Here is a 26,148-nt window from a genome sequence, read left to right on the forward strand (position 1 = left end):
ACCTATTGACCGTATTTCTTAATGGTACCTTTTCCAAGCTGGTTCAAGTGCACCTCGTCGGGGCCGTCCGCCAGTCGGAGCGTTCTGGCGGCAGCGTAAAAATGGGCCAGTGGCGTGTCATTGCTCACGCCCATGCCGCCAAAAATCTGAATGGCCCGATCTATGACCCTTAGCGCCATGTTCGGGGCAACGATCTTGATCATCGCAATGAGGTCTTTGGCTTCTTTGTTGCCCTGCTTGTCCATTTTATCGGCGGCGGAGAGGGTGAGCAATCGGGCCTGTTCAATATCGCAGGCCGATCGCGCAATCTCTTGCCGGATACTGCTGTAGGTGTCCAGTGTACGGCCAAAGGGTTTTCGGTGCAGGGTTCTTTTAGACATGATCTCCAGCGCCCGCTGGGCCATGCCAATAAGGCGCATGCAGTGGTGTATCCTTCCAGGGCCCAAGCGGCCTTGGGCGATCTCAAAGCCTCGGCCTTCGCCCAACAGCAGGTTGCCCTTGGGCACCCGGGCGTTGTCCAACACCATTTCCGCGTGGCCCTCGGGGGAGTCATTGTAGCCAAACACGGGCAGGTGTCTTATGATTTTCAGTCCGGGGGTGTCCATGGGCACCAGTACCATGCTCTGCTGTAGGTGGCGTGGGGCGGTAAAATCGGTCTTGCCCATGACAATGGCGATCTTGCAATGCGGGTCCATGGCCCCGGAAGACCACCATTTTTTTCCGTTGATGACATAGTCATCGCCATGGGCCACAATGGAGGTCTCAATATTGGTGGCGTCGGAAGAGGCCACATCGGGCTCGGTCATTAAAAATGCGGAGCGGATGCTGCCGTTCAACAAGGGTTTTAGCCATTTTTCCTGCTGTTCTGGCGTGCCGTACTTGGCCAGTACCTCCATGTTTCCGGTATCCGGGGCATTGCAGTTGAACACCTCTGGGGCCCACAGCATGCGGCCCATCTGTTCCGCCAAGGGCGCGTATTCCAGATTGGTGAGCCCGGGACTCCACGTGCCATAGGCTTTGGGCAAGAAGAGGTTCCAGAGGCCTTCGCTCTTGGCCTTGGCCTTTAGCCCCTCCAGTCCCGGCCATTTTTTCCAGGCATTGTCCGGATCGGCGTGAAACTGGTTTACGGCTTCCTCCACCGGAAGCAGCTCTTTGGCCATGAAGGCCTTGAGGCGCTCTTGCAGGGCCATCGATTTTTTGGAATGTTCAAAGTTCATACGCTGGGTTTAACCTGAGATTAAATAACCGCCATCTGCCGCATAGGCGCCACCGGTCATGTAGGAGCCCGCTTCGGAGGCCAAAAGCATTACCAGCCCGGCCATTTCATCAGGTTCGGCCATGCGTTTTAGCGGTACCGTACGTTCATAGCCGGCCACCAATTTTTCGTTGCTCCACAGGCTTTCACTGAATTTGGTCTTGATCAATCCCGGACAGATGGCATTGGACCTAATGCCATGACGGCCCCATTCCTTTGCCTGGTTTTTGGTCATCATGATCAGGGCGGCCTTGGTCATGCTGTACAGGCCCAGGCCAAAACCGGGATGCAGCCCTTCCACCGAAGCAATGTTGATGATGCTGCCGCTGCCTTGGGCCTTCATGGGCAGCATGGCCAGGTTGGACAGTATCCACGGCGCCTTGACGTTCACGTGCATGATTTTATCGAAAATGGCTTCGTCAGAACCTTCCAACGGTCCGTAATAGGGGTTTATGGCCGCGTTGTTAACGAGAATGTCCAGCCGGCCAAAGTGTTCTTGGGTCTTGGCCACCAGTTGTTCGCATTGGGCCTTGTCCCCTATGTGGCAGGCCACGCCAATGGCCTGCAGTGCTTCGCTGTTGAACTCTTCCGCCACCGCATCCACGGCGTCCTGTTTTCTGCTGCTGATGACCACCTTGGCCCCGTTCTCGGCCAGTCCCCGGGCAATGCTTTTTCCTATGCCCTTGCTGGAACCGGTGATCACGGCCACCTTGCCACTGAGGTCAAATCGTTGTTTAATGCTCATTGTTTTGGTTTTTGGGGAAGCCCGCAAAAAAGGGCATCCTTTTTGTTCTTCTGGCCCGTTGGCAGCTTCCCATTATCCATTGTGCTTGTTCTTATCCTGTGTTGAAATCCATCTGCTGCGTGTCCCATCATCATCGATCCAAATCTGTACTTCGGATGTTGGCCGCTGGTGGTTGGCAGCAGATGGGCTTGTACGATGGTCCATATGCGACGTTTTGTTTTTTCCACCAACGTCAGAAATGCTCCCCGAACACCTTTTCCCCGGAAGCCACGGTCAATGATTTATGGTTCATGATAATTTCCGCCAGCCCCGTGGTCTTTGGCAGTTCATAGGTAAAATAGAATTCCATGGCGTGGATTTTGCTTTTGTGGAAATCGGTGCTGTGCTCGGCGTCCCCGTGTATCAGGGCTTGTTGTGATTTTAGGGCCATGCCCAACCACAGCCAGGCCAGCAGCACGTTGGAGAAGTACTCCATAAAGGGCGTGGCATCTGCCAAGAAACGTTCGTAGTCCCCTTTTTGGGCGTGCCCCATCAGTGTTTTCAAAATCTTTTGCGTTTCTTGGAGTTTCCCGCCGAGCTGCCCGGCGCAGCCTTTTAGGCGGTCATGTGCCGTGGCCGCTTTTATGGTGGTGGCTATTTCCTGGGAGAGCAGCTCCAGGGCCTTGCCTTGGTGCATGGTGATCTTTCTGCCCAGAAGGTCCTGGGACTGTATGCCCGTGGTGCCCTCGTAGATGGAGAAGATGCGGATGTCCCTTAAATATTGCTGTAGGATATAATCGGAGCAAAAGCCGTACCCCCCTAGGATCTGCAGCCCGTTGTCCACGGCGATCCTGCCCATTTCAGACGGGTAGGTTTTTACAATGGGGGTCAATAATTCCAACAAAAGCGTATATTTTTCCCGTTCCTGGGCGCTCTCCAGGGATTTGGAGAGATCTTGGTACTTGGAGGTGAGCAGCACCAGGCTCAGCGCCCCTTCGGACACCACCTTTTGCAACAAAAGCATGCGCCGTACATCGGGGTGGTTCACGATCAAGGTCTGCTCTTGTTGCACGTCTTTTTTTTCCGTGCTGGTCAGTTTGCGGCCCTGGGCCCTTTCGTGGGCATAGTTGAGCGAGGCCTGGTAGGCGGCAGCGCAGATGGCGGCGGCACCGCGGCCCACTGCAATGCGGGCACTGTTCATCATCAGGAACATGTATTTTAGGCCTTTGTGCGGTTCGCCCACCAAGTACCCGTGGCATGCCGCTTTGCCCCCAAAGAACAGGTGGGTGGTACAGTAGCCTTTCTGTCCCATTTTTTCAAAATCGGCCACGGTCTCCACCCCGTTGGGCGTGAGCTTTCCGTTTTGCTCCGGTCTGTTTTTGGGCACCACAAAGAGGGAGATGCCCTTGGTGCCGGCCGGGGCCCCATCAATTCTGGCCAAGAGCAGGTGAACGATGTTCTCGGCCCCTTGGTAATCCCCGCCGGAAATGAATATTTTCTGTCCGTGGATGTTGTAATGGTCGCCATCCGGGGTGGCCGAGGTAACAATATCGGACAGGGAGCTGCCGGCCTGGGGTTCGGTGAGGCACATGGTGCCGCCCCAGCTCCCCTCCAGCATCTTGGGCACATAGGTTTGGTTAAGGTGGTCGTTGCCAAAATGGGTAATGAGTTCTGCCGCGCCAATGGTGAGGCCAATGTAGCCGGGAAGGTGGTTGTTGGCCGCCTCTTGAATGTAGCCCAGGGCGTTCATGACCATGGAGGGCAGTTGCATGCCGCCGTCCTTGTACGGAAAGCCACCCGCCAAGAGGCCCATTTCACCACTGGCCGCCATGTATTTTGGAACCTGTGGGTGCACCACGATCTCCCCATCCCTGAAGTGGGCCGGACGCTCGTCCATCTCCTTGAAATAGGGGTGCATTTCCTTGTCCGCAAACTCCTTTACCGACTTGATCAACAGCGCAACGGACGCCATGTCGTGGTCCGCATAATCGGGTAGGTCCAGAAGGTCTTGCCACTGGTGAACGTCATTGAGGAGATACGTTAGGGTCTCCATATCCATATATGCATTTGCCATAAGGGATCGTTTTATTTATATCGTCCATCAAGATACCATAAAATAAGGGTAACGTCCATTATACTGGTTTAAGAAAGTGCACAACGGCCCCAAATGGGCACCGGAAGGCATAAAACACCTATATTTAGGGACCCTTAAACCACCCTTGCACCTATGGATTCCATTTCCAATGCCATTTTGGCGCTTTCCCTCATCATCATTATGTTCGGCATGGGACTGTCCCTGAGCCTGCGCGATTTTGCCCTTGTGTTCCTAAGGCCCAAGGCCATTGTCATTGGACTTGTTTGCCAGTTGGTCTTGCTCCCCCTGATAGGGTTCGCGCTGATCTCCGTGTTTGCCCTGCGCCCGGAGATCGCCATTGGCGTTATCATTTTGGCGGCCTGTCCCGGCGGTCCCACTTCCAATCTCATAACCCACCTGGCCAATGGGGACACCGCCCTTTCCGTGTCCTTGACGGCGGCCTGTAGCTTCATTACCTTGCTCACCATTCCATTTTTGATCAACCTGGGCCTGCAGCAGGTGCTGGGCGAGGGCACGGTGATACAGCTCAATGTGGTACAGACCGTATTGCAGGTGTTTGTCATTGTCATTGTCCCCGTGGCACTGGGAATGGTGTTGAAATCCAGAAGCCCCAAATATGCGCTGCGCATGCAAAAACCCGTGAAGCGCGCCTCCGGCATCTTTTTTGTCCTGGTGCTCTTGGCGGTGGTGATCAAGGAACGTGAAATGCTCATGTCCAGTTTTGGTGAGGCCGGCCTGGTGACCCTAAGCCTTAACCTGCTCACCATGCTCACAGCTTTTCTGCTGGGGCACCTTTTCCATTTAGAGGAAAGACAGCGCATCTCGATCACCATAGAAGGGGGCATTCAGAACGGCACCCTGGGCATAACCATTGCCACTTTGTTGCTGAACAATACGGCCTACGCCATTGCCCCTGCCGTTTACGGGGTGGTCATGTTCTTGACCGCCGGGGCCTTCATATTTTGGGCCAACCGCAGCAGGGCCGAGGGGTGACGTGCGAAATGGGAAATGCGAAATGTGGGGTTCGATATTTTAGGAGGTGGGTGATTTTTAATGGGAAAGTTTTTAGTTGGTAGAGGGTAGTTGGTAGTTGGTAGAGGGTGGTGTTTAGAGGTGAGCTCTTTATAATCAGGCTTTTACAATTTACCTTGACGTCCTTTGTCCTTTATCCTATGTCCTAAGCCCTGCGTCTTGCTTCTCTTGTCTCAAATCTCAAATCTCAAATCTCAAATTTCAAGTCTTCCCCCACCCTCACCCTTTTCCCAGTCGCTTTCGCAGCTTGGAAAGCCCAACGGGGGTAATGCCCAGATAGGAGGCAATGAGGTATTGTGGTACCCGTTGCAGCAGATCGGGCCGTTTCTGCACCAGGCGGAGGTAGCGTTCCTCATTGCTGCGGTTGTTGAGTCGGTCCACGCGGTTAAACAGCTTTACAAACGCCTCTTGCATGGACAGCCGTCCAAAACGCTCCAGCTGGTGCGAGGACGCAAACGATCGCTCGGCATCATCCTTGTGTACGGCCAGCACGGTACTATCTTCCAGGGCCTCCAGATAGCAATCGGTGGGGGTTCCCTTCACATAGGCGATAAGGTCTGTAAAGAAGACATCCTGAGTGTAGAACTCGAGTACCTTAATGGCGTCCTCTTCCATTTTATAATAGGAAATACAGCCACGTTCCAAATAATAGAAGTGGTTCACTTTATCGCCTTGACGGCTGAGGCGTTCCCCTTTCCTCAGGGTAATGGCCCGGTAGGCCCCCAATGCCATGGCCAAGGGCTCGTCATCCACGGTGGTGTACGAGCGTACCTTTTTTTTGATGTTGTTGAGCAGTGGCGTATCAGAACACACGATAGGGCTGTCTTTTAAAGAGACTAAAGATAGGGTATTGAAAGAATACGGAATAAAAAAAGCTGCAATGTGCATTGCAGCTTTGGAGGTACTCGAGGCGGGACTTGAACCCGCACGGGCAAATGCCCACAGGATTTTAAGTCCGGCGTGTCTACCAATTCCACCACTCGAGCAGGACTTAAACAAAAAAACGCTGGCAAGCAGCGTTTTGTTTTATTTGCGAAAACCGGGACCAATTCGTTCAATTCGTTTTGGGGAACCCGCGACCTTCTTTCAAGGGTCGTTTTGGTCTCGCATTTCAGAGCGAAAAACGGCCCCGAGGCTTCGGGGGAACCCGCGACCTTCTTTCCAGAAAGTTCCATTTCGCATTTCAGAGCGAAAAACGGGATTCGAACCCGCGACCTCCACCTTGGCAAGGTGGCGCTCTACCAACTGAGCTATTTTCGCGTTTTTATAAGAACGTGCACTAAGATTCTGCGGGAGCAAATTTAATATATTTCTATAAAATCCAAAGCAATTTTTGGGAAAAAGAAATAAAAATTGGTCGGGGCCCGGCCAGCACCGGAAAGGCGAGAAGCTCCTAGGAAGTGGCTTTCTTGTTTTTGGTGAGCAGGCGCTTGATCTCATTGAGTTTCATCAAGGCCTCCACCGGGGTCAGGGTGTCTATGTCCAAATGCAGGATTTCTTCTTTGATCTCCTCCAGAAGGGGATCGTCAAGGTTAAAGAAACTGAGCTGCAGTTCATCTTGTAGGTTGCCTAAGTCCGGTTTTTTGGATTCCCCGCTATGGGAGGCCTCCATTTTCTGGAGCATTTTGTTGGCCCGGTGGATCACCTGCTGTGGCATGCCCGCCATTTTGGCCACGTGGATGCCAAAACTGTGCTCGCTGCCCCCGGGTTGGAGCTTTCGCAAAAAGAGCACGGTGTCCTTGAGTTCCCGTACCGAGACGTTGTGGTTCTTGATGCGGCCAAAGGTCTCCCCCATTTTATTGAGTTCGTGGTAATGGGTGGCAAAAAGGGTCTTTGCGCGTGCGGGATGTTCGTGCAGGTATTCTGCAATGGCCCAGGCAATGGAGATGCCGTCATAGGTGCTGGTGCCACGCCCGATCTCATCCAGCAAGATCAAACTCCGTTCCGATAGGTTGTTCAATATGGATGCGGTCTCGTTCATTTCCACCATAAAGGTAGATTCGCCCATGGAAATGTTGTCACTGGCCCCCACCCGGGTAAAGATCTTGTCCACCAGCCCCAGGGTGGCCGCCTCGGCGGGCACAAAACTGCCCATCTGCGCCAAGAGCACGATCAGGGCCGTTTGCCTCAAAATGGCCGATTTACCGCTCATGTTGGGCCCGGTGATCATCAAGATCTGCTGCTCGGAGCGATCTAAGTGAACGTCGTTGGCTATGTAGGGTTCGCCCGGGGGCAGCTGTTTTTCAATGACGGGGTGCCTGCCGTTGGTTATGTGCAGGTCCGTGCCCTCGTTCATTTCCGGAAGCACATAGTTGTTTTCCTTTGCCAATTGGGCAAACCCACAGAGGCAGTCCAGTTGGGCAACCGCCCGGGCGTTCTGCTGCACCGCCGGGATGTATTCCTGCATCCAGACCACCAGTTGGCCAAACAGCTGTTGCTCCAAGCTAAGGATGCGGTCCTGGGCCCCCAGGATCTTGGCTTCGTACTCCTTCAGTTCCTGGGTAATGTAGCGCTCGGCGTTCACCAAGGTCTGCTTGCGGATCCAGTCTTTGGGCACTTTGTCCTTGTGGGTGTTCCTTACCTCAATATAGTAGCCAAAAACATTGTTGGAGGCGATCTTTAGGGAGCTGATGCCGGTGGCCTCGGTCTCCCGTTCCAGCATCCGGTCCAGGTAGGCCTTTCCGGATCGGGCCAAGTCCCTGAGCTCATCCAGTTCCTTGGAGTGGCCCTGGGCAATGGCATTGCCCTTAAGGATGTTCACCGGGGCCTCCTCAAAGAGCATTTCCTTTACTTTGGCACGTAATTTTTCGCAGCCGTGCAGTTGGTCCCCGATCACCGAGAGGGCCTCGTTTTTGGATTGGGCAGCTTTTTGTTTCAGCGGCGCAATGGCTTCCAGGGAGTTTTTTAACTGTACCACCTCCTTGGGGTTCACCTTGCCCGTGCTCACTTTGGAAATGAGCCGCTCCAGGTCGCCCATGTGCTTCAGGTGGCCCTGGAGAAAGTGCAGCAGTTCCTCATGCTGGGTCAGGTGCTGCACCACTTGGTGCCTGTGCTGTATCCTTTGCAGGTTTTTTAGGGGCAGTGCCAGCCATCGCTGTACCATGCGGCCGCCCATGGGCGTAAGGGTACGGTCAATGACATCCAAGAGGGTCACCGCATTGGCTGAGGGGGACTGGTGCAGCTCCAGGTTGCGAATGGTGAACCGGTCCATCCAGACATGGTCGTCTTCGGCAATGCGCTGTAGGGTATTGATGTGCTGCAGCTGCCGGTGCTGGGTCTCGGAGAGGTAGTGCAGCACCACGCCCGCTGCCACCACGCCGTGTGTCAGGTGGGCCACGCCAAAGCCCTTTAGGCTCCTGGTCTTGAAATGGCCGGTGAGCTGCTCCAGGGCATAATCTTCCTGAAACACCCAATCTTCTATGTAAAAGGTATGGAACCGCGTGCCAAAGGTGGTGGCGAATTCCTTTTTATGGGTCTTGGAGACCAAGACCTCGTTGGGGGCAAAATTTTGCAGCAGTTTGTCCATCTGCTCCTCGCTGCCCTCCGAGGTAAGGAACTCTCCCGTGGAAATGTCCAAAAAGGAAATGCCCAGTTTTTTGCGCCCAAAATGCACCGCGCAGAGAAAATTGTTCCGTTTGGCGCTGAGGATATCGTCATTGAGGGCCACCCCTGGGGTCACCAATTCCGTTACCCCCCGCTTTACGATGGTTTTGGTCTGTTTGGGGTCTTCCAGCTGGTCGCAGATGGCCACGCGCTGGCCGGCCTTTACCAACTTGGGGAGATAGGTGTTGAGCGAATGGTGGGGAAAGCCCGCCAGCTCGGTGCGGTCCCCGCCATTGTTCCGGTGGGTCTGGATAATGCCCAATATCTTGGCCGCCTTCACGGCATCTTCCCCAAAGGTCTCGTAGAAATCGCCTACCCGAAAAAGGAGCAGGGCATCTGGATACCGGGTCTTGATGCCATGGTACTGCTGCATCAAAGGGGTGGTCTTTTTTGTCTTGGATTTGCTCGCCACGATCGTTGGTTCTACTTATTTTTGCACCTTAAAACGAATATAGGGCAATATTAATGGTTTAAAAATCTTTGTTGATATCTAAGCCCCTTCGTTGAAAACTATGCCATGAAAAAGTTACGGAACGAGGAATTGGAGCGTCTGGATGTGATCGGCTTCAAGGAGGCGCCCAAAACCCCTTTGGTGCTCGTTTTGGACAATGTCCGGAGCTTGAACAACATTGGCTCGATGTTTAGAACGGCCGATGCTTTCTTGCTGGAAAAGATCTTTCTCTGCGGCATCACCGCCAAGCCCCCTCACAAGGACATTCACAAAACGGCTCTTGGCGCCACGGAAAGCGTGGCCTGGCAGTATGGCAAAGAGACCCTACAGGTGGTGCGGGATCTACGGGATAACGGATATCTGGTGTTTTCGTTGGAACAGGCGCAAGGCGCGCTGCCACTTCAGCGTTTCTTCCCGGAAGCGTCAAAAAAATATGCTCTTGTGCTGGGCAATGAGGTCAAGGGGGTGGCACAGGAGGTGGTCTCGGCCAGCGATGGCGTGTTGGAGATCCCCCAGTTTGGCACCAAGCACTCCCTCAATATTGCCGTGAGCGCCGGGGTGGCGGTATGGGACTTTTGGTCCAAGCTCCAGGGATAAAAAAACCCGGCTTGGGCCGGGTTTGGAGTAAAGTTTGAGTTAGTTAGTTGCTTACAGCAGTGCGCAAGAACGGAAATTGTAACCGTTTGTGCAAGAATATTGCCAATATATTGTTAATCTAAATAACACCTGGGTCTGGTTCACCCCTCTTGTTAAAACCGACTTTTGGCTTGGGGCGTTTCAACCCAGATTATGCAGTAGACTTTCGTAATGAGGGTGTAAAGCCCAATAAAATCAAGACTTTTGCGATCGAGGCGTGGCCATAGCTACGGTGAGTGAGCCAAAGTGAGTGCAACGATTGATTTTGCAGGGATTTACAGCCGTAATACCTGCCCGTTCCTTTCAGGCGGGGAATTTCTATTGCTTAATCTGGGTTCAAGGGTCAGGCCTTCCGTTCTTTCAGGACGTGGGCGTTAATGTGGGCCAGTATCTTGGCGTAATCCCTTGGGTTGCCCATAAAATCCAGTTCGGAACTGTCCACGATCAGTTGTTTGTCCTTGGGATAGGTCTTGAGGTAGTCCTGGTAGCCTTGGTTAATGGAGTTCAGATAGGCCGTGGTGATGTCCTGTTCGTAGGGGCGCCCCCTCTTTTTTATGTTTTCCAGTAGGCGCTCCGGGGTTTGGTGCAAAAAAACGTACAAGCGGGGCTTTTTGGTCTCCCTGTACATGAACCCGAACAGCTTGCGGTAAAGGTCAAACTCCTGTTCCTGGAGGGTCACTTTGGCAAAGATCAACGATTTGTAGATGTCGTAATCGCTGATCAAAAAATCCTTGAAGAGATCCAGCTGGTTGGTGTCTTCGGTGAATTGTTGAAACCGGTCCGCCAAAAAGGACATTTCCAAGGGAAAGGCAAAACGGTCCGGGTCTTTGTAAAAGTTGGGCAAAAAGGGGTTGTCCGCAAATCGTTCCAAGATGGACTTGGCGTTGAACTCCGCCGCAATCTTGGTGGTAAGGCTCGTTTTTCCGGCACCAATATTGCCCTCTATGGTCAAGAATCCCAAATGGGCCAGCAGCTCCTTTTGGGTCTTGAACAGCGGTTGGGGTTTTTTTAGGGGCCTGCTCTTGTCCGGGCATTGTTGTATCAGGTTGCGGGTGTCCTTGCCCAAAATCGGGTGGTAAAACTGTGGGGCGATCTCCGCCAGGGGGCGCAGCACAAATTGGCGCTCGGCCATTCGGGGATGGGGCAAGGTAAGGGGTTCGGAGCTTATGGTCCTTGTGCCGTAATAGAGAATGTCTATGTCCAAGGGGCGGTTGGCATAGCCCGTTCCTTCTTCCCTTTTGCGTCCCTTGCTCCGTTCAATGTCCAGCAGAACGCGCAGGCAGGCCTCTGGCTCCAAAGTGGTGTGCAGGGCCACGCAAGCGTTCAGGAACTCTTTTCCCGCAAAGCCCATTGCAGGGGTGCTGTACAGGGAAGAAACTTGGGCGATCGGCCCCATTTTTTGGCCAAGGTCAAAAATGGCCTCCTGAATGTGGGTCCGGCGCTGCCCCAAATTACTGCCCAGGGAAAGATAAACGGTTTCCTTTGCTCGCATAAGGGGAACAAAATAAGTAAAACAAATTCACTTTGGTTATCTTTGCCATCAAATAAAAAATTGCGCAACTGTGAACTTTTTACGAAATCTATTGGCCGCCATCATCGGGTGTTTGGTGGCATTTGGTATTCTCTTTGTTATGTTCTTCATCTTTGCCGCCCTTTTGGGTTCGGGCGAGGACGCCATTGAGGTGAAGCAGAACACCGTGTTGGAAATGCAACTTCAGGGCCCCATTGCGGACTATGTGGGCGGAGACGGGGCCGATCCCTTTGCCAGTCTTTTTGAGCCGGCCCGCGGTCTGGACGATATCCTGCACGCCATTGCCGTGGCCAAGGGAGATGACCGCATCAAGGGCATTAGCCTCAACAATAATTTTGTCATGGCGGGCATGGCCCAGGCACAGGCCCTGCGCAAGGCCCTGGCCGATTTTAAGGAGGCGGGAAAGTTCATCTACGCCTATGCCGATTTTTATACCCAGAAAGACTACTACCTGGCCACTGTGGCAGATTCCATCTTCATCAATCCCGTGGGTGCGTTGGATTTCAAGGGGCTTTCCTCGGAAGTGCTCTTTTTTAAGGAACTGCAGGACAAAACGGGCATAAAAATGGAGGTCATACGCCACGGCAAGTACAAAAGTGCCGTGGAGCCCTTCCTGGAGAACGAAATGAGCGAGGCCAACCGGCTGCAGATCCGGGAGCTCATACAATCCCTTTGGGACAACATGCTCACGGAGATGGCCGCCGCCAGGGGACTCTCCGAAACGGAGATGAACACCCTAGCGGACACCCTGGGCGGCCGCTTGCCCAAGATGGCCAAAAACAACGGGCTTTTGGATGGGCTGGTGTTCGCCGATGTCTATGTAGATAAACTAAAACGTGCCGTGGAAGTACCGGATGGGGATCTGGAGCTGGTGTCCCTGGAGGATTACACGCGCTACGCCAAGACCAAAAAGCTCAAAAAGGGAACGGACAGGATCGCCGTGATTTTTGCGCAGGGCGAAATCCTGTACGGCGAGGGCGGCCCCGATGTCATTGGTCAGGACCTCATAAACAAAGCCTTGAAAAAGGCCCGCGAAGATGAAAAGACGAAGGCCGTTGTGCTGCGGGTGAATTCCCCGGGGGGCAGTGCCCTCACCTCAGACCTGATCTGGCGCGAGGTGCTCTTGACAAGGGAAAAGAAGCCGGTGGTGGTATCCATGGGCAATGTGGCGGCCTCGGGCGGGTATTACATTGCCTCCGCGGCCAATGCCATCTTTGCGGAGCCCACCACCATCACGGGCTCCATTGGGGTTTTTGGCACCGTGCCCAACCTCAGTGGGCTGGCAGCGGACATTGGCATCAATGCAGAGCAGGTGGGCACCCATAAAAATGCGGTGGACTATTCCTTGTTCGAGCCCATGGGGGACACCTTTAGGAACGTGGTGGAAGAGAGCATAGAGCATACCTACCAAACCTTTCTGAACCGTGTGGGCGAGGGGCGCAACATGTCCATGGCCCAGGTGGACAGCGTGGCCCAAGGCCGCGTTTGGAGCGGAGTGGATGCCCAACGCGTGGGGCTGGTGGATGCCCTGGGCGGTTTGGAAGATGCCCTGGCCAAGGCCGCCGAACTGGCCAATATCACGGAGTACGGCATACGAAAATATCCAAAGTACAAGACGGGCCTGGAACGGCTTATGGAAGATCTAGGCGGGGCAAGTGCCAACACTAGAAAGGCCTGGCTGCGCGATGAGATGGGAGAGGAGCTCTACCGGGCATGGGAAAGCGTGCGCCCCTCCGTGGACCAAAAGGGAATACAGGCCAAAATGCCCTTTTCGCTGAACATCAAGTAAGGAATGGTGCTGAAGGACAAACTGCTGGCACGCAGGATATATTTGTACCTAGGGGCCTTGTTCATCACCTCCTTGGTGGTGTCCAACCTTATCTTCCAGAAATTCTTTTACTGGCTACCCTTTGGCGATGTCACCGTTTTTGGGGCACCCCTTTTTGAAATATCCGCGGGCATACTGCCCTATCCCGTCACCTTTTTGATCACGGACATCATATCGGAGATTTTTGGGAAAAAGAAGGCCAACCAGATTGTGGTGGCCGGGATTTTTGCCTCGTTTTTTTCCCTGCTCATTGTGTACACAGGTGCCGCGGTACCCGCCACCCCCTGGAGCCCGGTAACGGATGGCATGTTCACCTCTGTGTTCGGCAATACCGTGGTGGCCGTCTTTGCCTCCATGATGGCCTACCTCTTGGCCCAATTTGTGGACATCCAGATCTACCATTTTTGGAAAAAATTGACCCAAGGGAAATATTTGTGGCTCAGAAACAACTTCTCCACCTTCTCCTCCCAGCTTATAGATACCTTTACAGTGGTACTGTTGCTGTGCTCTTTTGGGGAGATTCCCTGGGACAAGTTCCAGGGCTTGGTGATCAGTGGTTTTATCTTTAAGGTCATTATCGCCTTCCTGGACACCCCCTTGCTCTACCTCTTTGTGTACGGGCTTCGCAAGCGCTTCAAACTGGAAGTGGGCGAAGAAATGGACCTGGACGCATAATATTGTTCCAAATCCGAAGTTTTTAATCATAATCGGTCTATCGATTTAATTTATAGTTATGAAAATGAGACTGTTAAAGATTCTGGGGGTGCTGTTATTGCTCATTTTGGGCGTACTCATTGCCGTGCCCTTCTTTTTGGAGGCCAAAATTGGCGACCTCATACGAAACAATGCCAACGCCAATATGAATGCCACCCTAGATTTCTCGGAGGCCAATCTGAGCTTGATCCGCAGTTTTCCCAATGCCGAAGTGCAAATGGAGAACGTGAGCCTGGTGAACAAGGCCCCCTTTGAGGGCGACACCCTTTTTGCCGCCAGAACGGTGGCCTTGGAAATGGGGCTGATGCAACTGTTAAAATCCGGGGACACCCCCATAGCCGTGACCCGGCTGTCCCTGGACGGGGCACGCTTGCAGATCGTGAGCAATGAAAACGGTGTGGCCAATTACGACATTGCCAAGGAAGATACGGCCAATGCCGGGCAAGGGCCGTCCTCGGGCACCGCCGAAGGCTTTGAGTTTTCCCTGGAGCGCTATGAGATCACCAACGCCCACATTTCCTATGACGATCTGGCGGGCAACATGCACTTGGAGCTTACGGACATGCAGCACAGCGGAACGGGAGACCTCTCCATGGCCACCTCGGAGCTGGATACCGAGACCAAGGCCCTGGTTTCCTTTGAAATGGACAGTGTAAACTATCTGAACAAGAATAAGGTGGCCCTGGACGCCGTCATTGGCATTGACCTGGAGCAGGGCAAATACACTTTTTTGCAGAACGAGGCGCTCATAAACCAATTGCCCTTGGTCTTTGATGGTTTTGTGCAGCTCACGGAGACCGGCCAAGAGGTGGATGTGACCTTTAAGACCCCTTCGTCCGACTTTAAGAACTTTCTGGCCGTGATTCCCGAAGCCTACGCCAAGAACCTGGACCAAGTGACCACAACCGGCAATTTTATGGTCAATGGCTTTTTCAGGGGAACCGTGGATGAGCAGCACATTCCCAAGTTCAACATCAACATCAGTTCCGAGAATGCTTCCTTCAAGTACCCAGAGCTGCCAAAAGCGGTGAGCCAGGTGTTTATGGACGTGCTCATAGGCAATGATACCGGGCTGGCCGAAAGCACCTACGTGAACATCAACAAATTGAGCTTTGCCATAGATGCAGATCGCTTTTCCCTGACCTCTAAAATCACCGAGCTCCTGGGGAACACCAAGGTAAGCGCGGACCTCAAGGGCAACATGAACCTGGCCAACATTGCCCGGGCCTATCCGGTGCCCAAGGACATGCAATTGGAGGGAATGCTCAAGGCCGATGTGAGCACGGCTTTTGATATGGCCGCCATTGAGGCCGAAGCCTACGACAGGACACGGACCTCGGGCACCTTGGCCTTGAACGATTTTGCCTACCGATCCCAGGATTTTGCCCAGCCCATTGCCCTAAAGACCACGCGGGTGTCCTTTAACCCTACCACGGTGACCTTACAGGAACTGCAGGGCACCACCGGCCAGACCGATTTTAACGTCAAGGGAACCATAGACAATTTCTTGGGCTACCTGTTCAACGATGAAAAGGTACGGGGCAATTTTACCCTGGCCTCCAACACCTTTGCCCTGAACGATTTTATGGTGGCCAATGGGGAACCCACCGATACGGGCGATGCCGATGCCCCGGGAGCCGCCACGGCAGATGAAATAAAGATCCCCGCCTTTTTGGATGCCGAGTTCAACGCCACGGCCAATACGGTCATCTATGACAACATTGCCCTTAAGGATGTTAAGGGGCAACTGAAAATACAGGACGAGACGGCACGCCTTACCAACATGACCTCCTCGCTTTTCAACGGAAGGGTGGCGTTTGCCGGAGAGGTGTCCACCAAGGCGAAAGTGCCCACCTTTGCCATGGCCCTGGACATGAAAGAGCTGCAGATCGCGGAGACCTTTAAGGCCCTGGAACTCTTTAACGTACTGGCCCCGGTGGCACAGGTGCTCCAGGGCACCCTAAATTCGGAGCTGGCCCTTTCCGGGAAGCTCACCAAGGACTTCACCCCAGAGCTGTCCTCCCTGTCCGGCGATGTGCTGGCGCAGTTGCTCACCAAGGACATTGCCCCGGAAAATGCCCCCGTGCTCTCCGCACTGGACAACAAGTTGGGTTTCCTGGACCTGAAGGAATTGGACCTAAAGGATCTGACCACCAAACTGTCTTTCAAGGATGGGGTGGTGGCCGTAAAGCCCTTTACCATCAACTACAAGGATATTGCCATTAAGGTGGCGGGCGGCCACACCTTTGATCAAAAGCTGGACTATACGGCGACCATAGATGTGCCCGCCAAGTATTTGGGCAAGGAGGTGGGCCAGCTCATTGCACAGATGAAAGATGGGAGCCTGGCCGATCTGACCATTCCCGTAACCGCCAGTATTGGCGGCCTGTACTCGAGTCCGGAGGTGAGCACGGACCTGGCCAGCGGGGTAAAGACGCTGACCACCCAATTGGTGGAAATACAAAAGCAGCGTCTTATGGACAAGGGGACCGCCAAGGCCAAGGATTTGCTCGGAGACCTGTTCAACAAGGGCGGCGGAACCGCACAAACCGATTCTACAGGCTCGGCCAGCCCCTTGAAAAAGGAGGTTCAAGGTGTCTTGGGCGGTCTCTTGGGCAATGACCCCAAAACGGATACCGTGGCAAAAAGGGATTCGGTGCCGGCGGAGCGTGAAGCCGTGAAAAAAGCGGCCAAGAACATTTTGGGCGGACTCCTGGGCAGGAAGCGCGATACGGCCAAGGCCCAGAAGGACACCGTTAATTGATGTCCAGGCCCACCACCAGACCTTCGTTGGAGCGCACATTGAAGACCGTGCCGTCTTCAAAGATGAGGTACTGGCCCTTTATGCCCTTTAGCCTGCCCCTGTAATTTGGGGTCTTGCCCAGGTTAAGGCTCCTTACCTTTTCCGGATACCGCAGGACCGGAAAGTGGATGTGGGTCTCTTGCGCTTCCCGCAGCACATAGTCCCTGGCCTCATCGGGAATATATGCCATAAGTCGGTCCCGGTGGGTGGGAAGGTCTTCGTCCACCACCGAGTTGGTGAGCATTTTGCGCCAATTGGTCTTGTCGCCAATGTGGTCTTTGAGGGCCACCTCCGTAATGCCCGCCAGGTAACGGTTGGGGGCCTCCACAATGGCAAGGGCCTCGTGGGCCCCCTGATCGATCCACCGGGTGGGCACTTGGCTTTTTCGGGTAACGCCCACCTTGATGGTGCTGGAATTGGCCAAGTACACAATGTGCGGTTGCAATTGTACCTTTTTTTCATAGGCCAGGTCCCGGTCCTCTTCATCCAAGTGTGCCCTGCTCAGTTCGGGCTTCATGATCCAGTCGCCGGCAGAAGGGATCTCAAAGAAGCAGTTCTTGCAGAACCCCTGTCTAAAAATGGGCCGGTCCAAGTGGCAGTTGAGGCATTCGTGTTTCAGGAATTCAAGGTTCAGCTCCCGATCAAGCACTTGGTTCAGGTGCAGAAAGTCTCCGTTGAACACCATGTAATAGTTCACGGTATCCCCAAGTTCGGTCCGCATTTTTTTCAACACTCCTTCAAATTGCATAACTACCCACGTTTTTTTTGCGTTTGATTATGATGGGCCAAAAGCCTATTTTTAGCGTGTTAAAGATACCCAAAAATGCCCATTCCGCTGTTCAATTCCATTGCCTCCTGGTTGCTTAAAAAGCGCTATCACCAAATAGAGCTTTTTTTGAAGTACCCGGAGGAGGTCCAGGAAGAGGTGCTTTTGCAATTGCTGGAGTTTGCGGAAGACACGGAGATGGGCAAGTCCTATGGGTTCGATTCCATTGGCTCTTATGAAACCTACCGGGAACGGCTGCCCATAGTGTCCTATGAAGAGGTGGCCCCGATGATAGAGCGCACCCGCTTGGGCGAACAGAACCTTTTCTGGCCCACCAGCGTAAAGCTCTTTGCCAAGAGCAGTGGCACCACCAACAGCAAGAGCAAGTTCATTCCTGTGAGCACCGAGGCCTTGGAAGACTGCCATTTTAAATCGGGCAAAGACCTCCTGTGCCTTTACTTGAACAACAACGAGAATTCCCAACTGTTCACGGGAAAGAGCCTGCGCCTTGGTGGGAGCAAGGAGCTCTATGAGGACAATGGGTCTTTTTTCGGGGACCTGTCGGCCATTTTAATAGACAACATGCCGCTTTGGGCAGAATTTAGCAGTACGCCCAGCAATAAGGTGTCCTTGATGAGCGAATGGGAGACCAAGCTCAGGGCCATCATTCAGGAAAGCGTTCAGGAGAACGTGACCAGTTTGGCCGGCGTGCCCTCATGGATGCTGGTATTGCTGAACAATGTGCTAGAGGAGACCGGCAAGGAACACCTTTTCCAGGTATGGGAGAACTTGGAGGTCTATTTCCACGGCGGGGTGAGCTTTAGCCCCTATCGAGAACAGTACGCCAAGCTTTTGCCCCGCAAGAGATTTAGGTATTACGAGATCTACAACGCTTCAGAGGGTTTTTTTGCCATCCAGGACCGCAATGACGAACAAGACCTATTGCTCATGTTGGATTACGGCATTTTCTATGAGTTCATCCCGATGGAGGGCTACGGCACGCCCAATGAGCGGGCCATTCCCCTTTGGGAGGTGCAGGTGGGAACAAACTACGCCATTGTCATTACCACCAATGCGGGCCTATGGCGCTACAAGATCGGCGATACCGTGCGCTTTACCTCCAAGAATCCGTATCGCATCAGGGTCACCGGCCGTACCAAGCACCATATCAATGTCTTTGGCGAGGAGTTGATCATTGAGAACGCCGAGGAGGCCTTGAAGACCGTTTGCCAAAAGGCCGGGGCCGAAATAAAGGACTATACGGCCGGCCCCATCTTTATGTCCGGTAAGGAAAAAGGGGGCCATGAATGGATCATTGAGTTCCGGAAGCCACCGGAAGACCTCAGTTATTTCACCGAGTTCTTGGACAACGCCCTCAAGGCCCTGAATTCCGACTACGAGGCAAAACGCTACAACAACACCACCCTTACCATGCCCAAGGTGCACCTGGCCAGGGAAAATCTTTTTTACGATTGGCTCAAGGCGCACGACAAATTGGGCGGGCAACATAAGATCCCAAGGTTGTCCAATAAGCGCGATTATCTGGAAGAGCTTCTGCAAATGAACCGGAGCACCGCATCCTAGTCGTTGCCATTTCCGGTGTGGGATTGGTCCAGGGCCTTGAGACCTCCCTTTGTGCCAGGGAGCGTTTTGTTTTCCCGATGCCGTAAAACAACCCAATGCCATTGATGGATTACAACGAGAAAATGGGGGAGCTGAACAAATAAATAATTGTTTTTGGCGTTATTGATGCAGTTTAGTGGCGGCACATCATAACTAACCATTAAAAACAAGGAATGCCATGGCACAAAGATTAGTGATTGTATCCGATATGTGGGGCACCAAAAAGGGATTGTGGATTACCTCTTACCTGGGCTATCTCCAGCAGTATTTTGACATTACCTTTTATGACAGCCAACAGTTGGCCAATCTGGACATACAGGTGCAAACCGAGGAAACGGTGCACCAGGCTTTTGTGAACGAGGGCATCGACACCGCCGTGGCCCATCTATTGAAAAAAGAGACGGCACCGGCCTTTTATCTGGCCTTTGGTACCGGCGCCACCATCGTGTGGGAGGCCGCCAAAAAGGGCCTCAAGATGTCCTATTATTACGGCGTGTCCGCCACTCGGATAAGGATCAAGGAGGAAAAGCCCAACCTGGGTGCCTACAATCTCTTGTACGGGGGCAATGACGATCATAAACCCAACGACAGTTGGTGCAAAAACTTGGGGGTGGACGTAGAGTTGATGCCCAATTTCGGCCGTACGCTCTACACCGATGAAAAGGTGATCCAAAAAGTCTGCCTGGAACTGCTGGCACAAGTGACCAAGATCGAGAAACCCGAGAAAAAAAAAGCGGTCTAACCATTCCTTGACGCCCTAGGGCTCTTTTTTCAGGTTTTGGCACCCATGTTCCGTGCTCCTTAACCCAGAGTAATTCTCTGGACCCTCCTATGGGTGGCGATGGATAGGGGTGTGCGGTCCAAGACCATCTCCCTGGACCATGGTCTGGCGCTCTTTTGGCGGGAATGCTTTCCGTCGAGTGTTTCCTTCAGCATCGGGGATGCTTTCCCAGGTATATTTTATACGACTTTAGGGTGCTGGCCCAACACATGCGTGGCGGGCACAAAAACACATGGTTTCCTTTTTCCCTCCATACGGTATGGCATTGTCTTGATGCAATGGGGGTAACCCCCAATAAAACCAAGACTTTTGCGATTGAGGCGCCCGCCTGAATGACTCAGTCGGGCAGGCCCGTCCGAACGTATCGTTCGGTACGGGCGGGTAGCCATCGCTACGGTGAGTGAGCCAAAGTCAGTGCAACGATTGATTTTGCAGGGATTTGCAGCCGTAATACCTGCCCGTTCCTTTCAGGCGGGGAATTTCTATTCCTTATTCTGGGTTTAAGGCATCATCCAGAGGGATCATATGCCTGTGCAACTATGGGGGAGGTATGGGTGCAAGGCTGTGCTTGAAGTTTTGGTGCCTTGCCAGCGTTGGGCACAGCCGTGTTTTGCTGGCATCGGGGTGGTGCCCGTTTTACATTGGCAAACCATGCTGCCGGGGCACAGAAGCCATGTTCCGGTGGCCCACGGGGAACCAAGGGTGCGTCATTGGGGTCCGGTCAGTGGTCAGGAGACGGCCTTCAGCTTCTTAATGGTGTCGTGGGAGAGCTTTTGCTCGGCATAGGTTTTGGTCACCTTGAATTCAGACACGTCACTGCTGGGCAGTTCAAACATGGCATCGGTGAAAATGGCCTCGCACAGGGATCGGAGCCCCCTGGCCCCGAGTTTGTATTCTATGGCCTTCTCAACAATGTAGCTCAGCGCTTGCTCCGTGATGCTAAAGGTGATGTCGTCCATTGCAAAAAGCTTTTCGTACTGCTTTATGATGGCATTCTTTGGCTCCGTCAATATGGCCCTCAAGGTCTTTTCGTCCAGTGGGTTCATGTGCGTGAGCACCGGGAGGCGACCTATGATTTCGGGAATCAGCCCAAATTCTTTCAGGTCCTTGGGGATAATGTACTTTAAGATGTTGCTGTTGTCCAGCTCCGCGTCTGCCTTGGAGGCACTGTAGCCCACGGCTTGGAGGTTAAGGCGTTTGGTAATGGCCCTTTCTATGCCGTCAAAGGCGCCGCCGGCCACGAAGAGGATGTTCTCCGTGTTCACCTCAATGAACTTTTGGTCCGGGTGTTTACGGCCGCCTTTGGGCGGTACGTTCACCACGGTTCCCTCCAACAATTTCAAGAGACCCTGTTGCACGCCCTCACCGGACACGTCACGGGTAATGGAAGGATTGTCGCTCTTTCTGGCGATCTTGTCTATCTCATCGATGAAGACAATGCCGCGTTCGGCCTTTTCAAGGTTATAGTCTGCGGCCTGGAGCAAACGCGTAAGGATGCTCTCCACGTCTTCCCCCACGTAACCGGCTTCGGTGAGCACGGTGGCGTCCACAATGGCCAGGGGCACATTGAGCATCTTGGCCACGGTCTTTGCCATAAGGGTCTTGCCCGTTCCCGTTTGCCCCACCATGATGATGTTGCTTTTCTGGATCTCAATGTCATCTTCCTTGGAAGAGGGCTGCAACAGCCGTTTGTAATGATTGTAAACGGCCACGGACATCACTTTTTTGGTCCGTTCCTGCCCTATGATGAAAGTGTCCAGGAAGGCCTTGATGTCTTGGGGCTTTTTTAGTACGAGCTCTGAGGAAAGGTCGTTGGTCTTGCTCTGGCGGCTCTCTTCGGCCACAATGCCGTGCGCTTGTTCAATGCACCGATCGCAGATGTGCGCATCCAGCCCGGCGATCAGTAGATTGGTCTCCGGTTTTTTTCTGCCGCAAAAAGAGCATTCTAAATTTTCCTTGGCCATAAATAACGGTAACTGTTGGTAACCTATAACGCCTCAAGGGCATTTTTGGTCTAATGGAATCTCATTTTTTTGATCGCTCTGGGCCATCACTCCTTATCGCGCACCAGAATTTCATCGATCATGCCGTAGGACTTGGCCTCCTCGGCCTTCATCCAATAATCACGATCACTGTCTTCGTGCACTTTTTCCACGGTCTGCCCGGAATGTTTGGCAATGATGGCATAGAGCTCGTCCTTGAGCTTCAATATTTCCCTGGCGGTAATTTCTATGTCGCTCGCCTGTCCCTGGGCACCGCCCATGGGCTGGTGGATCATGACCCTGCTGTGGGTAAGGCCACTGCGCTTGCCCTTCTCGCCGGCGCAGAGCAATACGGCGCCCATCGAGGCCGCCATGCCGGTGCAGATGGTGGCCACGTCCGGTTTTATGAACTGCATGGTGTCATAAATGCCCAGACCGGCATAGACACTGCCGCCCGGGGAATTGATGTATATCTGTATGTCCTTGGAGGCATCCGCGCTTTCCAAAAACAACAACTGCGCCTGCACAATATTGGCCACCTGATCGTTTATGCCCGTTCCCAAAAAGATGATGCGGTCCATCATGAGCCGGGAAAAAACATCCATGGCAATGGCATTGAGCTGTCTTTCCTCGATGATGTTGGGCGTCATGTTCACCGGGTACATGCTGCTCATGATCTTGTCATAGTAGGTGCTGCTGATGCCTTGGTGGTTTATGGCGTAGTTCTTGAATTCTTTTCCGTAATCCATAAATTGGTGCTTCGTGTTTTTTACCTTCAAAAAAAGGCCCCGAAATCTATTTTTTCGGAACTGTAAAGATACTTAATTATTCTTGGATGCTACCCGTACACTTCTTTCACGAACTTCTCGTAGGTGACCTCTTTGACCTTTAGATTGGCCTTTTCCTTGTAGAGTCCCAATAGCTTTTGGCTCATTAATTGCTCGGAAAGCCTTTTTACTTCGTCTTGGTTGCCAAGCACCCTGGCGGCAATGTTGTCCAATTCTTCCTCTTGGGGATCCAGTTGGCCAAATTGTGCCATTTGGCTCCTGATGAAGCCCTTGGCAAACTCCTTGAGCTCGTCAAATTGCACCTGTAGGTCATGCTCTTTGATGATTTTTCCCTCGATCAACTGGTAGCGTAGGCCTTTTTCGGATTTTTCGTACTCCTCGCTCGCCTCTTCCTCGGAAAGGGGCTTCTCCCCGGTCATCTGTATCCACTTGGTCAAGAAACCGGCGGGCAGGTCAAATTTTACGTGCTCTATGAAATGCTCGGTGACATCGTTGAGCAGTTTTTGGTCCGACTGCTGTTCAAACTGCTTTTCGGAATCCTCTTTTATTTTCTCCCGCATCGCTTTTTCAGAGGTAATTTTGCCTTCTCCGAACAGCTTGTCAAACAGCTCCTGATCCAGGGTGGCGGGTTCGCGCTCGTTGATCTCGGAGATGGTGAACTGTACCGTGGTGTCCAACGCTTCGGCCTTTTCACGGCTCACGCCCAAAAGGCTGCCCAGCAAGTGGTCCTGCTTCAAAAGGCCCTTGGTTTTCAAGCTCACCGTGTCGCCCACTTTCTTGCCCTTGAGCTCGGAAATGGCCTTTTTGCTCTTCAATTGGTCCATCTCCAAAAGGGAGCTGTGATCGATCTCCTCCTCGGCGTTGGTAAAAGTGCCCTTGACCTCGTCATTTTTGCCCACCTCGGTTTTCTGCACCAGCTTGCCGTACTGCTTTTGTATGCGCTCCACTTGCTCATCGATCATCTTTTTGTCTGCGGTGATCTTGTAGTGGGTAATGGCTTTTTTGGTCTTTAGGGGAACTTCAAAAGCGGGGGCAAGGCCCAGTTCAAACTCAAAGGAGAGCTCGTCCTGTTCCCAGTTGAAGTCGTCCTGTTGTTTGGGGAGGGGGTTCCCAAGAACATCCAATTTTTCTTCCGTCAGGTATTTGTTCAGGTTGTCCTGGAGCAATTTGTTCACCTCGTCCACCAAAACGGCTTTGCCGTATTGCTTCTTTATGAGGCCCATGGGCACCTGTCCCTTCCTGAAGCCCGGAATGTTGGCCTGCTTGCGGTAGTCCTTTAAAATGGCATCTACCTTGTCCTGGTAATCTTCCTTGCTAAGGGCCACCTTGACCACCGCGTTCAACTCGTCTATTTGCTCTTTTGTAATGTTCATGGGATTCGTGCTATTATGCTAAAATAAAATGGGAGGCAAAATTAGTGTATTTTATACTGTGGCACAAGTTTTTAAAAGCCGCTATTCTTCCTTGAGCAGGGAAAACAAAATGGATTGCAAAAAGGACAGCAAGAGGCTGAACAGCAGGGCCCACCAAATACTGCTCACCTCAAACCCGTCAATGAGCCCATCGGCCAAGAGAATGATCAGGGCATTGATGATGAGCAGGAACAGCCCAAAGGTGAGGATGGTCACGGGAAGGGTCAGGATCACCAGGATCGGTTTCACCAAGAAATTCAGCAGGCTCAGCACCACGGCCACAATGATGGCGGTGAGGTAGGAGTCCACATACACATTGGGGAGCACGTTGGCCAAGATCACCACGGCCAGGGCGCTCAATAAAATTCTCAAGATCATTTTCATCGGTTCGGTTTTAGGGTTTTGGGTCGGCGGGCGGCCCCGCAGCACATAAAAGTATAAAATAAATGCAAGGGGCGGGGCAAGGGATGGGCGCTTTGTTTTCGCTGGACTTGTGCCTATGTTCCCGTACTGTCCGTTCCAATGGGGCAAGGGGGCGGTTGGCCCTCCCGTGCCACTGGGCCATTTTCAATGGGCCACGGCAGGCACTGGGCCGTCCAAGGGGGTGCTCAAGGCTTTAAAAACGCCATGCTGCGATCAAAAAAATCTTTTGGGTTTTCCGCGTGCAACCAGTGCCCCGCCCTGGGCACCGTTTCTATCTTGGCCGCCGGAAAATGCCTTAGAATGTCCTGTTCATCGGCATCCGTGACGTACTCGGAGCGCTCTCCGCGCAAAAAGAGGGTGGGCCCATGAAATTGCTCCGTACTGCCAATGTTCTCCCCAATTTCGGCCATTTTCCCGTTCAGTACCGGTAAGTTGAAGCGGAAGGCCAATTTTTTGTGGGGCGTCCAATAGAGGTTTTTGAGCAAAAACTGCCGTATGCCGGCCTGGGCAATTCCCTTTTTTAGCTGTGCGTCGGCCTCGGAACGGGAGCTGGCGGCATCCAAGTCCATGCCGTTCAGGGCGTTGATGATGTCCTGATGGTGGGGCGGATAGTATTTGGGGGCAATGTCTGCCACCACCAATTTGTGCGTACGCTCCGGGTGGGCACAGGCAAACTGCATGGCCGTCTTCCCGCCCATGGAGTGGCCTATGATATGGGTCTTGGCCATTTGGTGCTCCTCCAGGTAGTGCAAAAGATCCATCGCCATAAGGCCATAGTTGAAGTCTTGGTGGTGAAAGCTCCTGCCGTGGTTGCGCTGGTCCAGCAGGTGCACTTGAAAACCCTGTTCCGCATAGGCGTTTCCCAAGGTCTTCCAATTGTCTGCCATCCCCAGAAATCCGTGCAAAATGCACAGTGGGGTGCCAGCTCCCAGAATTTTTGAATGTAAGAGGGGGTGTTTCATAGTTTGTTCAAGTACATGTTCACCACGTTTTCCAGGCCCAGATAGAGCGATTCGCAGATGAGCGCATGCCCAATGGAGACTTCCAGGAGTGCCGGCACCATTTGCTTAAAATAGGCAATGTTCTCCAGGTTCAGGTCGTGCCCCGCATTGAGGCCCAGGCCCACTTCCCTGGCCGTCTCGGCAGCGGCCACAAAGGGGGCCACAGCGGCCGCCCGATCCTTGGGGTAGCCCGTGGCATAGCTTTCGGTGTAGAGCTCAATGCGGTCGGTGCCCGTGTCCTTGGCGGCCCTGACCATTTCGGGTTCGGCGTCCACAAAAATGGAGGTCCGGATGCCGGCTTCCTTGAACCGGCCAATGACACCGCTCAGGAATTGGCGGTGTTTCACGGTGTCCCAGCCCGCATTGGAGGTAATGGCATCCACGGCATCGGGCACCAAGGTCACCTGGGTGGGGCGTACCTCGAGCACCAAGTCCACAAACTTGGGAACGGGGTTGCCCTCAATGTTGAATTCGGTGGTCACCACGTTCTTCAAATCCCGTGCATCCTGGTAGCGGATGTGGCGTTCGTCCGGCCTGGGGTGTATGGTAATGCCCTGCGCTCCAAAGCGCTCAATGTCCTCGGCCATACTGAGCAAATTGGGCATGTTGCCGCCGCGGGCGTTTCTCAAGGTCGCTATTTTGTTGATATTTACACTGAGCTGTGCCATCTTATCGTTTTTGAGGTCCTACTGGCCGCAAA

20 protein-coding genes and 2 tRNA genes are annotated in these 26,148 nt (G+C 53.2%); 7 read left to right on the top strand and 15 right to left on the bottom strand.

The genetic code is table 11. The annotated features are described in order from the left end of the window. Nucleotides 1-2 precede the first annotated feature (2 nt). From ACKWCC_RS07610 to ACKWCC_RS07620, 3 genes are all read right to left on the bottom strand, one after another. Nucleotides 3-1,217, bottom strand: coding sequence for an acyl-CoA dehydrogenase family protein (locus ACKWCC_RS07610; RefSeq protein WP_413995320.1), 1,215 nt, complete (start codon nucleotides 1,215-1,217; stop codon nucleotides 3-5). Nucleotides 1,218-1,226: 9 nt separating this feature from the next. After that, entirely contained in the window at nucleotides 1,227-2,000 is a 774-nt protein-coding gene (locus tag ACKWCC_RS07615; RefSeq protein ID WP_413995321.1) for a glucose 1-dehydrogenase, read from the bottom strand. A 232-nt stretch (nucleotides 2,001-2,232) separates the two neighbouring features. Continuing rightward, nucleotides 2,233-4,053, bottom strand: coding sequence for an acyl-CoA dehydrogenase (locus tag ACKWCC_RS07620; RefSeq protein WP_413995322.1), 1,821 nt, complete (start codon nucleotides 4,051-4,053; stop codon nucleotides 2,233-2,235). A gap of 153 nt (nucleotides 4,054-4,206) precedes the next feature. Here ACKWCC_RS07620 and ACKWCC_RS07625 point away from each other — a divergent pair, with 153 nt between their 5' ends. After that, on the top strand, nucleotides 4,207-5,067 hold the full coding sequence (locus tag ACKWCC_RS07625; RefSeq protein WP_413995323.1) for a bile acid:sodium symporter family protein: 861 nt from the start codon (nucleotides 4,207-4,209) through the stop codon (nucleotides 5,065-5,067). Between the two features lie 258 nt (nucleotides 5,068-5,325). Here ACKWCC_RS07625 and ACKWCC_RS07630 read toward each other — a convergent pair whose 3' ends face one another. The 4 genes from ACKWCC_RS07630 to mutS all read right to left on the bottom strand — a co-directional run bounded on the left by ACKWCC_RS07630 (nucleotide 5,326) and on the right by mutS (nucleotide 9,082). After that, nucleotides 5,326-5,919 (bottom strand): Crp/Fnr family transcriptional regulator, encoded by a 594-nt coding sequence (locus ACKWCC_RS07630; RefSeq protein WP_413995324.1) that lies wholly within the window; start codon nucleotides 5,917-5,919, stop codon nucleotides 5,326-5,328. Nucleotides 5,920-6,008: 89 nt separating this feature from the next. Next, nucleotides 6,009-6,092, bottom strand: a tRNA-Leu gene (locus ACKWCC_RS07635). Between the two features lie 201 nt (nucleotides 6,093-6,293). Further along, a tRNA-Gly gene (locus ACKWCC_RS07640) sits at nucleotides 6,294-6,366 on the bottom strand. Nucleotides 6,367-6,499: 133 nt separating this feature from the next. After that, nucleotides 6,500-9,082: a DNA mismatch repair protein MutS gene (mutS, locus tag ACKWCC_RS07645; protein WP_413995325.1), complete on the bottom strand. Its 2,583-nt coding sequence runs from the start codon at nucleotides 9,080-9,082 to the stop codon at nucleotides 6,500-6,502. Between the two features lie 144 nt (nucleotides 9,083-9,226). Between mutS and ACKWCC_RS07650 the strand changes: the two genes are divergently transcribed. After that, nucleotides 9,227-9,757, top strand: coding sequence for an RNA methyltransferase (locus ACKWCC_RS07650; protein ID WP_413995326.1), 531 nt, complete (start codon nucleotides 9,227-9,229; stop codon nucleotides 9,755-9,757). Nucleotides 9,758-10,139: 382 nt separating this feature from the next. Here the strand turns inward: ACKWCC_RS07650 and folK are convergent, their stop codons facing one another. Then, on the bottom strand, nucleotides 10,140-11,288 hold the full coding sequence (folK, locus tag ACKWCC_RS07655) for a 2-amino-4-hydroxy-6-hydroxymethyldihydropteridine diphosphokinase (protein ID WP_413995327.1): 1,149 nt from the start codon (nucleotides 11,286-11,288) through the stop codon (nucleotides 10,140-10,142). A 70-nt stretch (nucleotides 11,289-11,358) separates the two neighbouring features. On the opposite strand from folK, the gene sppA reads away from it, so the two are divergent. From sppA to ACKWCC_RS07670, 3 genes are read left to right on the top strand one after another with little or no spacing between them, the layout of a single operon-like run. Then, complete coding sequence (sppA, locus tag ACKWCC_RS07660) at nucleotides 11,359-13,116, top strand: signal peptide peptidase SppA (protein WP_413995328.1); 1,758 nt, start codon at nucleotides 11,359-11,361, stop codon at nucleotides 13,114-13,116. Nucleotides 13,117-13,119: 3 nt separating this feature from the next. Continuing rightward, complete coding sequence (locus ACKWCC_RS07665; RefSeq protein ID WP_413995329.1) at nucleotides 13,120-13,830, top strand: queuosine precursor transporter; 711 nt, start codon at nucleotides 13,120-13,122, stop codon at nucleotides 13,828-13,830. 58 nt (nucleotides 13,831-13,888) lie between these two features. Then, nucleotides 13,889-16,633: an AsmA family protein gene (locus ACKWCC_RS07670; protein WP_413995330.1), complete on the top strand. Its 2,745-nt coding sequence runs from the start codon at nucleotides 13,889-13,891 to the stop codon at nucleotides 16,631-16,633. On the opposite strand, the gene ACKWCC_RS07675 is transcribed toward ACKWCC_RS07670, so the two are convergent. Continuing rightward, complete coding sequence (locus ACKWCC_RS07675; protein WP_413995331.1) at nucleotides 16,626-17,420, bottom strand: DUF2797 domain-containing protein; 795 nt, start codon at nucleotides 17,418-17,420, stop codon at nucleotides 16,626-16,628. The two genes, ACKWCC_RS07670 and ACKWCC_RS07675, sit on opposite strands and share 8 nt — an antisense overlap. Before the next feature lie 75 nt (nucleotides 17,421-17,495). On the opposite strand from ACKWCC_RS07675, the gene ACKWCC_RS07680 reads away from it, so the two are divergent. Both ACKWCC_RS07680 and ACKWCC_RS07685 read left to right on the top strand, forming a co-directional pair. Further along, complete coding sequence (locus ACKWCC_RS07680; protein ID WP_413995332.1) at nucleotides 17,496-19,022, top strand: GH3 auxin-responsive promoter family protein; 1,527 nt, start codon at nucleotides 17,496-17,498, stop codon at nucleotides 19,020-19,022. A 217-nt stretch (nucleotides 19,023-19,239) separates the two neighbouring features. Then, nucleotides 19,240-19,803, top strand: coding sequence for a hypothetical protein (locus tag ACKWCC_RS07685; protein WP_413995333.1), 564 nt, complete (start codon nucleotides 19,240-19,242; stop codon nucleotides 19,801-19,803). A 767-nt stretch (nucleotides 19,804-20,570) separates the two neighbouring features. On the opposite strand, the gene clpX is transcribed toward ACKWCC_RS07685, so the two are convergent. From clpX to ACKWCC_RS07715, 6 genes are all read right to left on the bottom strand, one after another. Continuing rightward, complete coding sequence (gene clpX / locus ACKWCC_RS07690; protein WP_413995334.1) at nucleotides 20,571-21,806, bottom strand: ATP-dependent Clp protease ATP-binding subunit ClpX; 1,236 nt, start codon at nucleotides 21,804-21,806, stop codon at nucleotides 20,571-20,573. Nucleotides 21,807-21,892: 86 nt separating this feature from the next. After that, nucleotides 21,893-22,573, bottom strand: a complete 681-nt coding sequence (clpP, locus tag ACKWCC_RS07695) for an ATP-dependent Clp endopeptidase proteolytic subunit ClpP (protein ID WP_413995335.1) — start codon at nucleotides 22,571-22,573, stop codon at nucleotides 21,893-21,895. 89 nt (nucleotides 22,574-22,662) lie between these two features. Next, on the bottom strand, nucleotides 22,663-23,985 hold the full coding sequence (tig, locus tag ACKWCC_RS07700; RefSeq protein WP_413995336.1) for a trigger factor: 1,323 nt from the start codon (nucleotides 23,983-23,985) through the stop codon (nucleotides 22,663-22,665). Between the two features lie 81 nt (nucleotides 23,986-24,066). Then, on the bottom strand, nucleotides 24,067-24,408 hold the full coding sequence (locus tag ACKWCC_RS07705; RefSeq protein WP_413995337.1) for a phage holin family protein: 342 nt from the start codon (nucleotides 24,406-24,408) through the stop codon (nucleotides 24,067-24,069). Between the two features lie 224 nt (nucleotides 24,409-24,632). Next, nucleotides 24,633-25,409 (bottom strand): alpha/beta fold hydrolase, encoded by a 777-nt coding sequence (locus ACKWCC_RS07710; protein WP_413995338.1) that lies wholly within the window; start codon nucleotides 25,407-25,409, stop codon nucleotides 24,633-24,635. Continuing rightward, complete coding sequence (locus tag ACKWCC_RS07715) at nucleotides 25,406-26,116, bottom strand: pyridoxine 5'-phosphate synthase (protein WP_413995339.1); 711 nt, start codon at nucleotides 26,114-26,116, stop codon at nucleotides 25,406-25,408. Before ACKWCC_RS07715 ends, ACKWCC_RS07710 begins: the two co-directional genes overlap by 4 nt. Nucleotides 26,117-26,148: the final 32 nt, after the last annotated feature.

The organism is Maribacter aquimarinus (genome assembly GCF_047345505.1).
Taxonomy (GTDB): Bacteria; Bacteroidota; Bacteroidia; order Flavobacteriales; family Flavobacteriaceae; genus Maribacter.

Coding starts and splice junctions, on each gene's coding strand:
- ACKWCC_RS07665 (WP_413995329.1), top strand. CDS start 13,120: ATGGTGCTGAAGGACAAACTGCTGGCACGCAGGATATATTTGTACCTA.
- ACKWCC_RS07650 (WP_413995326.1), top strand. CDS start 9,227: ATGAAAAAGTTACGGAACGAGGAATTGGAGCGTCTGGATGTGATCGGC.
- ACKWCC_RS07670 (WP_413995330.1), top strand. CDS start 13,889: ATGAAAATGAGACTGTTAAAGATTCTGGGGGTGCTGTTATTGCTCATT.
- ACKWCC_RS07675 (WP_413995331.1), bottom strand. CDS start 17,420: ATGCAATTTGAAGGAGTGTTGAAAAAAATGCGGACCGAACTTGGGGAT.
- ACKWCC_RS07625 (WP_413995323.1), top strand. CDS start 4,207: ATGGATTCCATTTCCAATGCCATTTTGGCGCTTTCCCTCATCATCATT.
- ACKWCC_RS07710 (WP_413995338.1), bottom strand. CDS start 25,409: ATGAAACACCCCCTCTTACATTCAAAAATTCTGGGAGCTGGCACCCCA.
- ACKWCC_RS07610 (WP_413995320.1), bottom strand. CDS start 1,217: ATGAACTTTGAACATTCCAAAAAATCGATGGCCCTGCAAGAGCGCCTC.
- clpX (WP_413995334.1), bottom strand. CDS start 21,806: ATGGCCAAGGAAAATTTAGAATGCTCTTTTTGCGGCAGAAAAAAACCG.
- clpP (WP_413995335.1), bottom strand. CDS start 22,573: ATGGATTACGGAAAAGAATTCAAGAACTACGCCATAAACCACCAAGGC.
- folK (WP_413995327.1), bottom strand. CDS start 11,288: ATGCGAGCAAAGGAAACCGTTTATCTTTCCCTGGGCAGTAATTTGGGG.
- ACKWCC_RS07620 (WP_413995322.1), bottom strand. CDS start 4,053: ATGGCAAATGCATATATGGATATGGAGACCCTAACGTATCTCCTCAAT.
- ACKWCC_RS07680 (WP_413995332.1), top strand. CDS start 17,496: ATGCCCATTCCGCTGTTCAATTCCATTGCCTCCTGGTTGCTTAAAAAG.
- ACKWCC_RS07705 (WP_413995337.1), bottom strand. CDS start 24,408: ATGAAAATGATCTTGAGAATTTTATTGAGCGCCCTGGCCGTGGTGATC.
- ACKWCC_RS07715 (WP_413995339.1), bottom strand. CDS start 26,116: ATGGCACAGCTCAGTGTAAATATCAACAAAATAGCGACCTTGAGAAAC.
- ACKWCC_RS07685 (WP_413995333.1), top strand. CDS start 19,240: ATGGCACAAAGATTAGTGATTGTATCCGATATGTGGGGCACCAAAAAG.
- mutS (WP_413995325.1), bottom strand. CDS start 9,082: ATGCAGCAGTACCATGGCATCAAGACCCGGTATCCAGATGCCCTGCTC.
- ACKWCC_RS07615 (WP_413995321.1), bottom strand. CDS start 2,000: ATGAGCATTAAACAACGATTTGACCTCAGTGGCAAGGTGGCCGTGATC.
- tig (WP_413995336.1), bottom strand. CDS start 23,985: ATGAACATTACAAAAGAGCAAATAGACGAGTTGAACGCGGTGGTCAAG.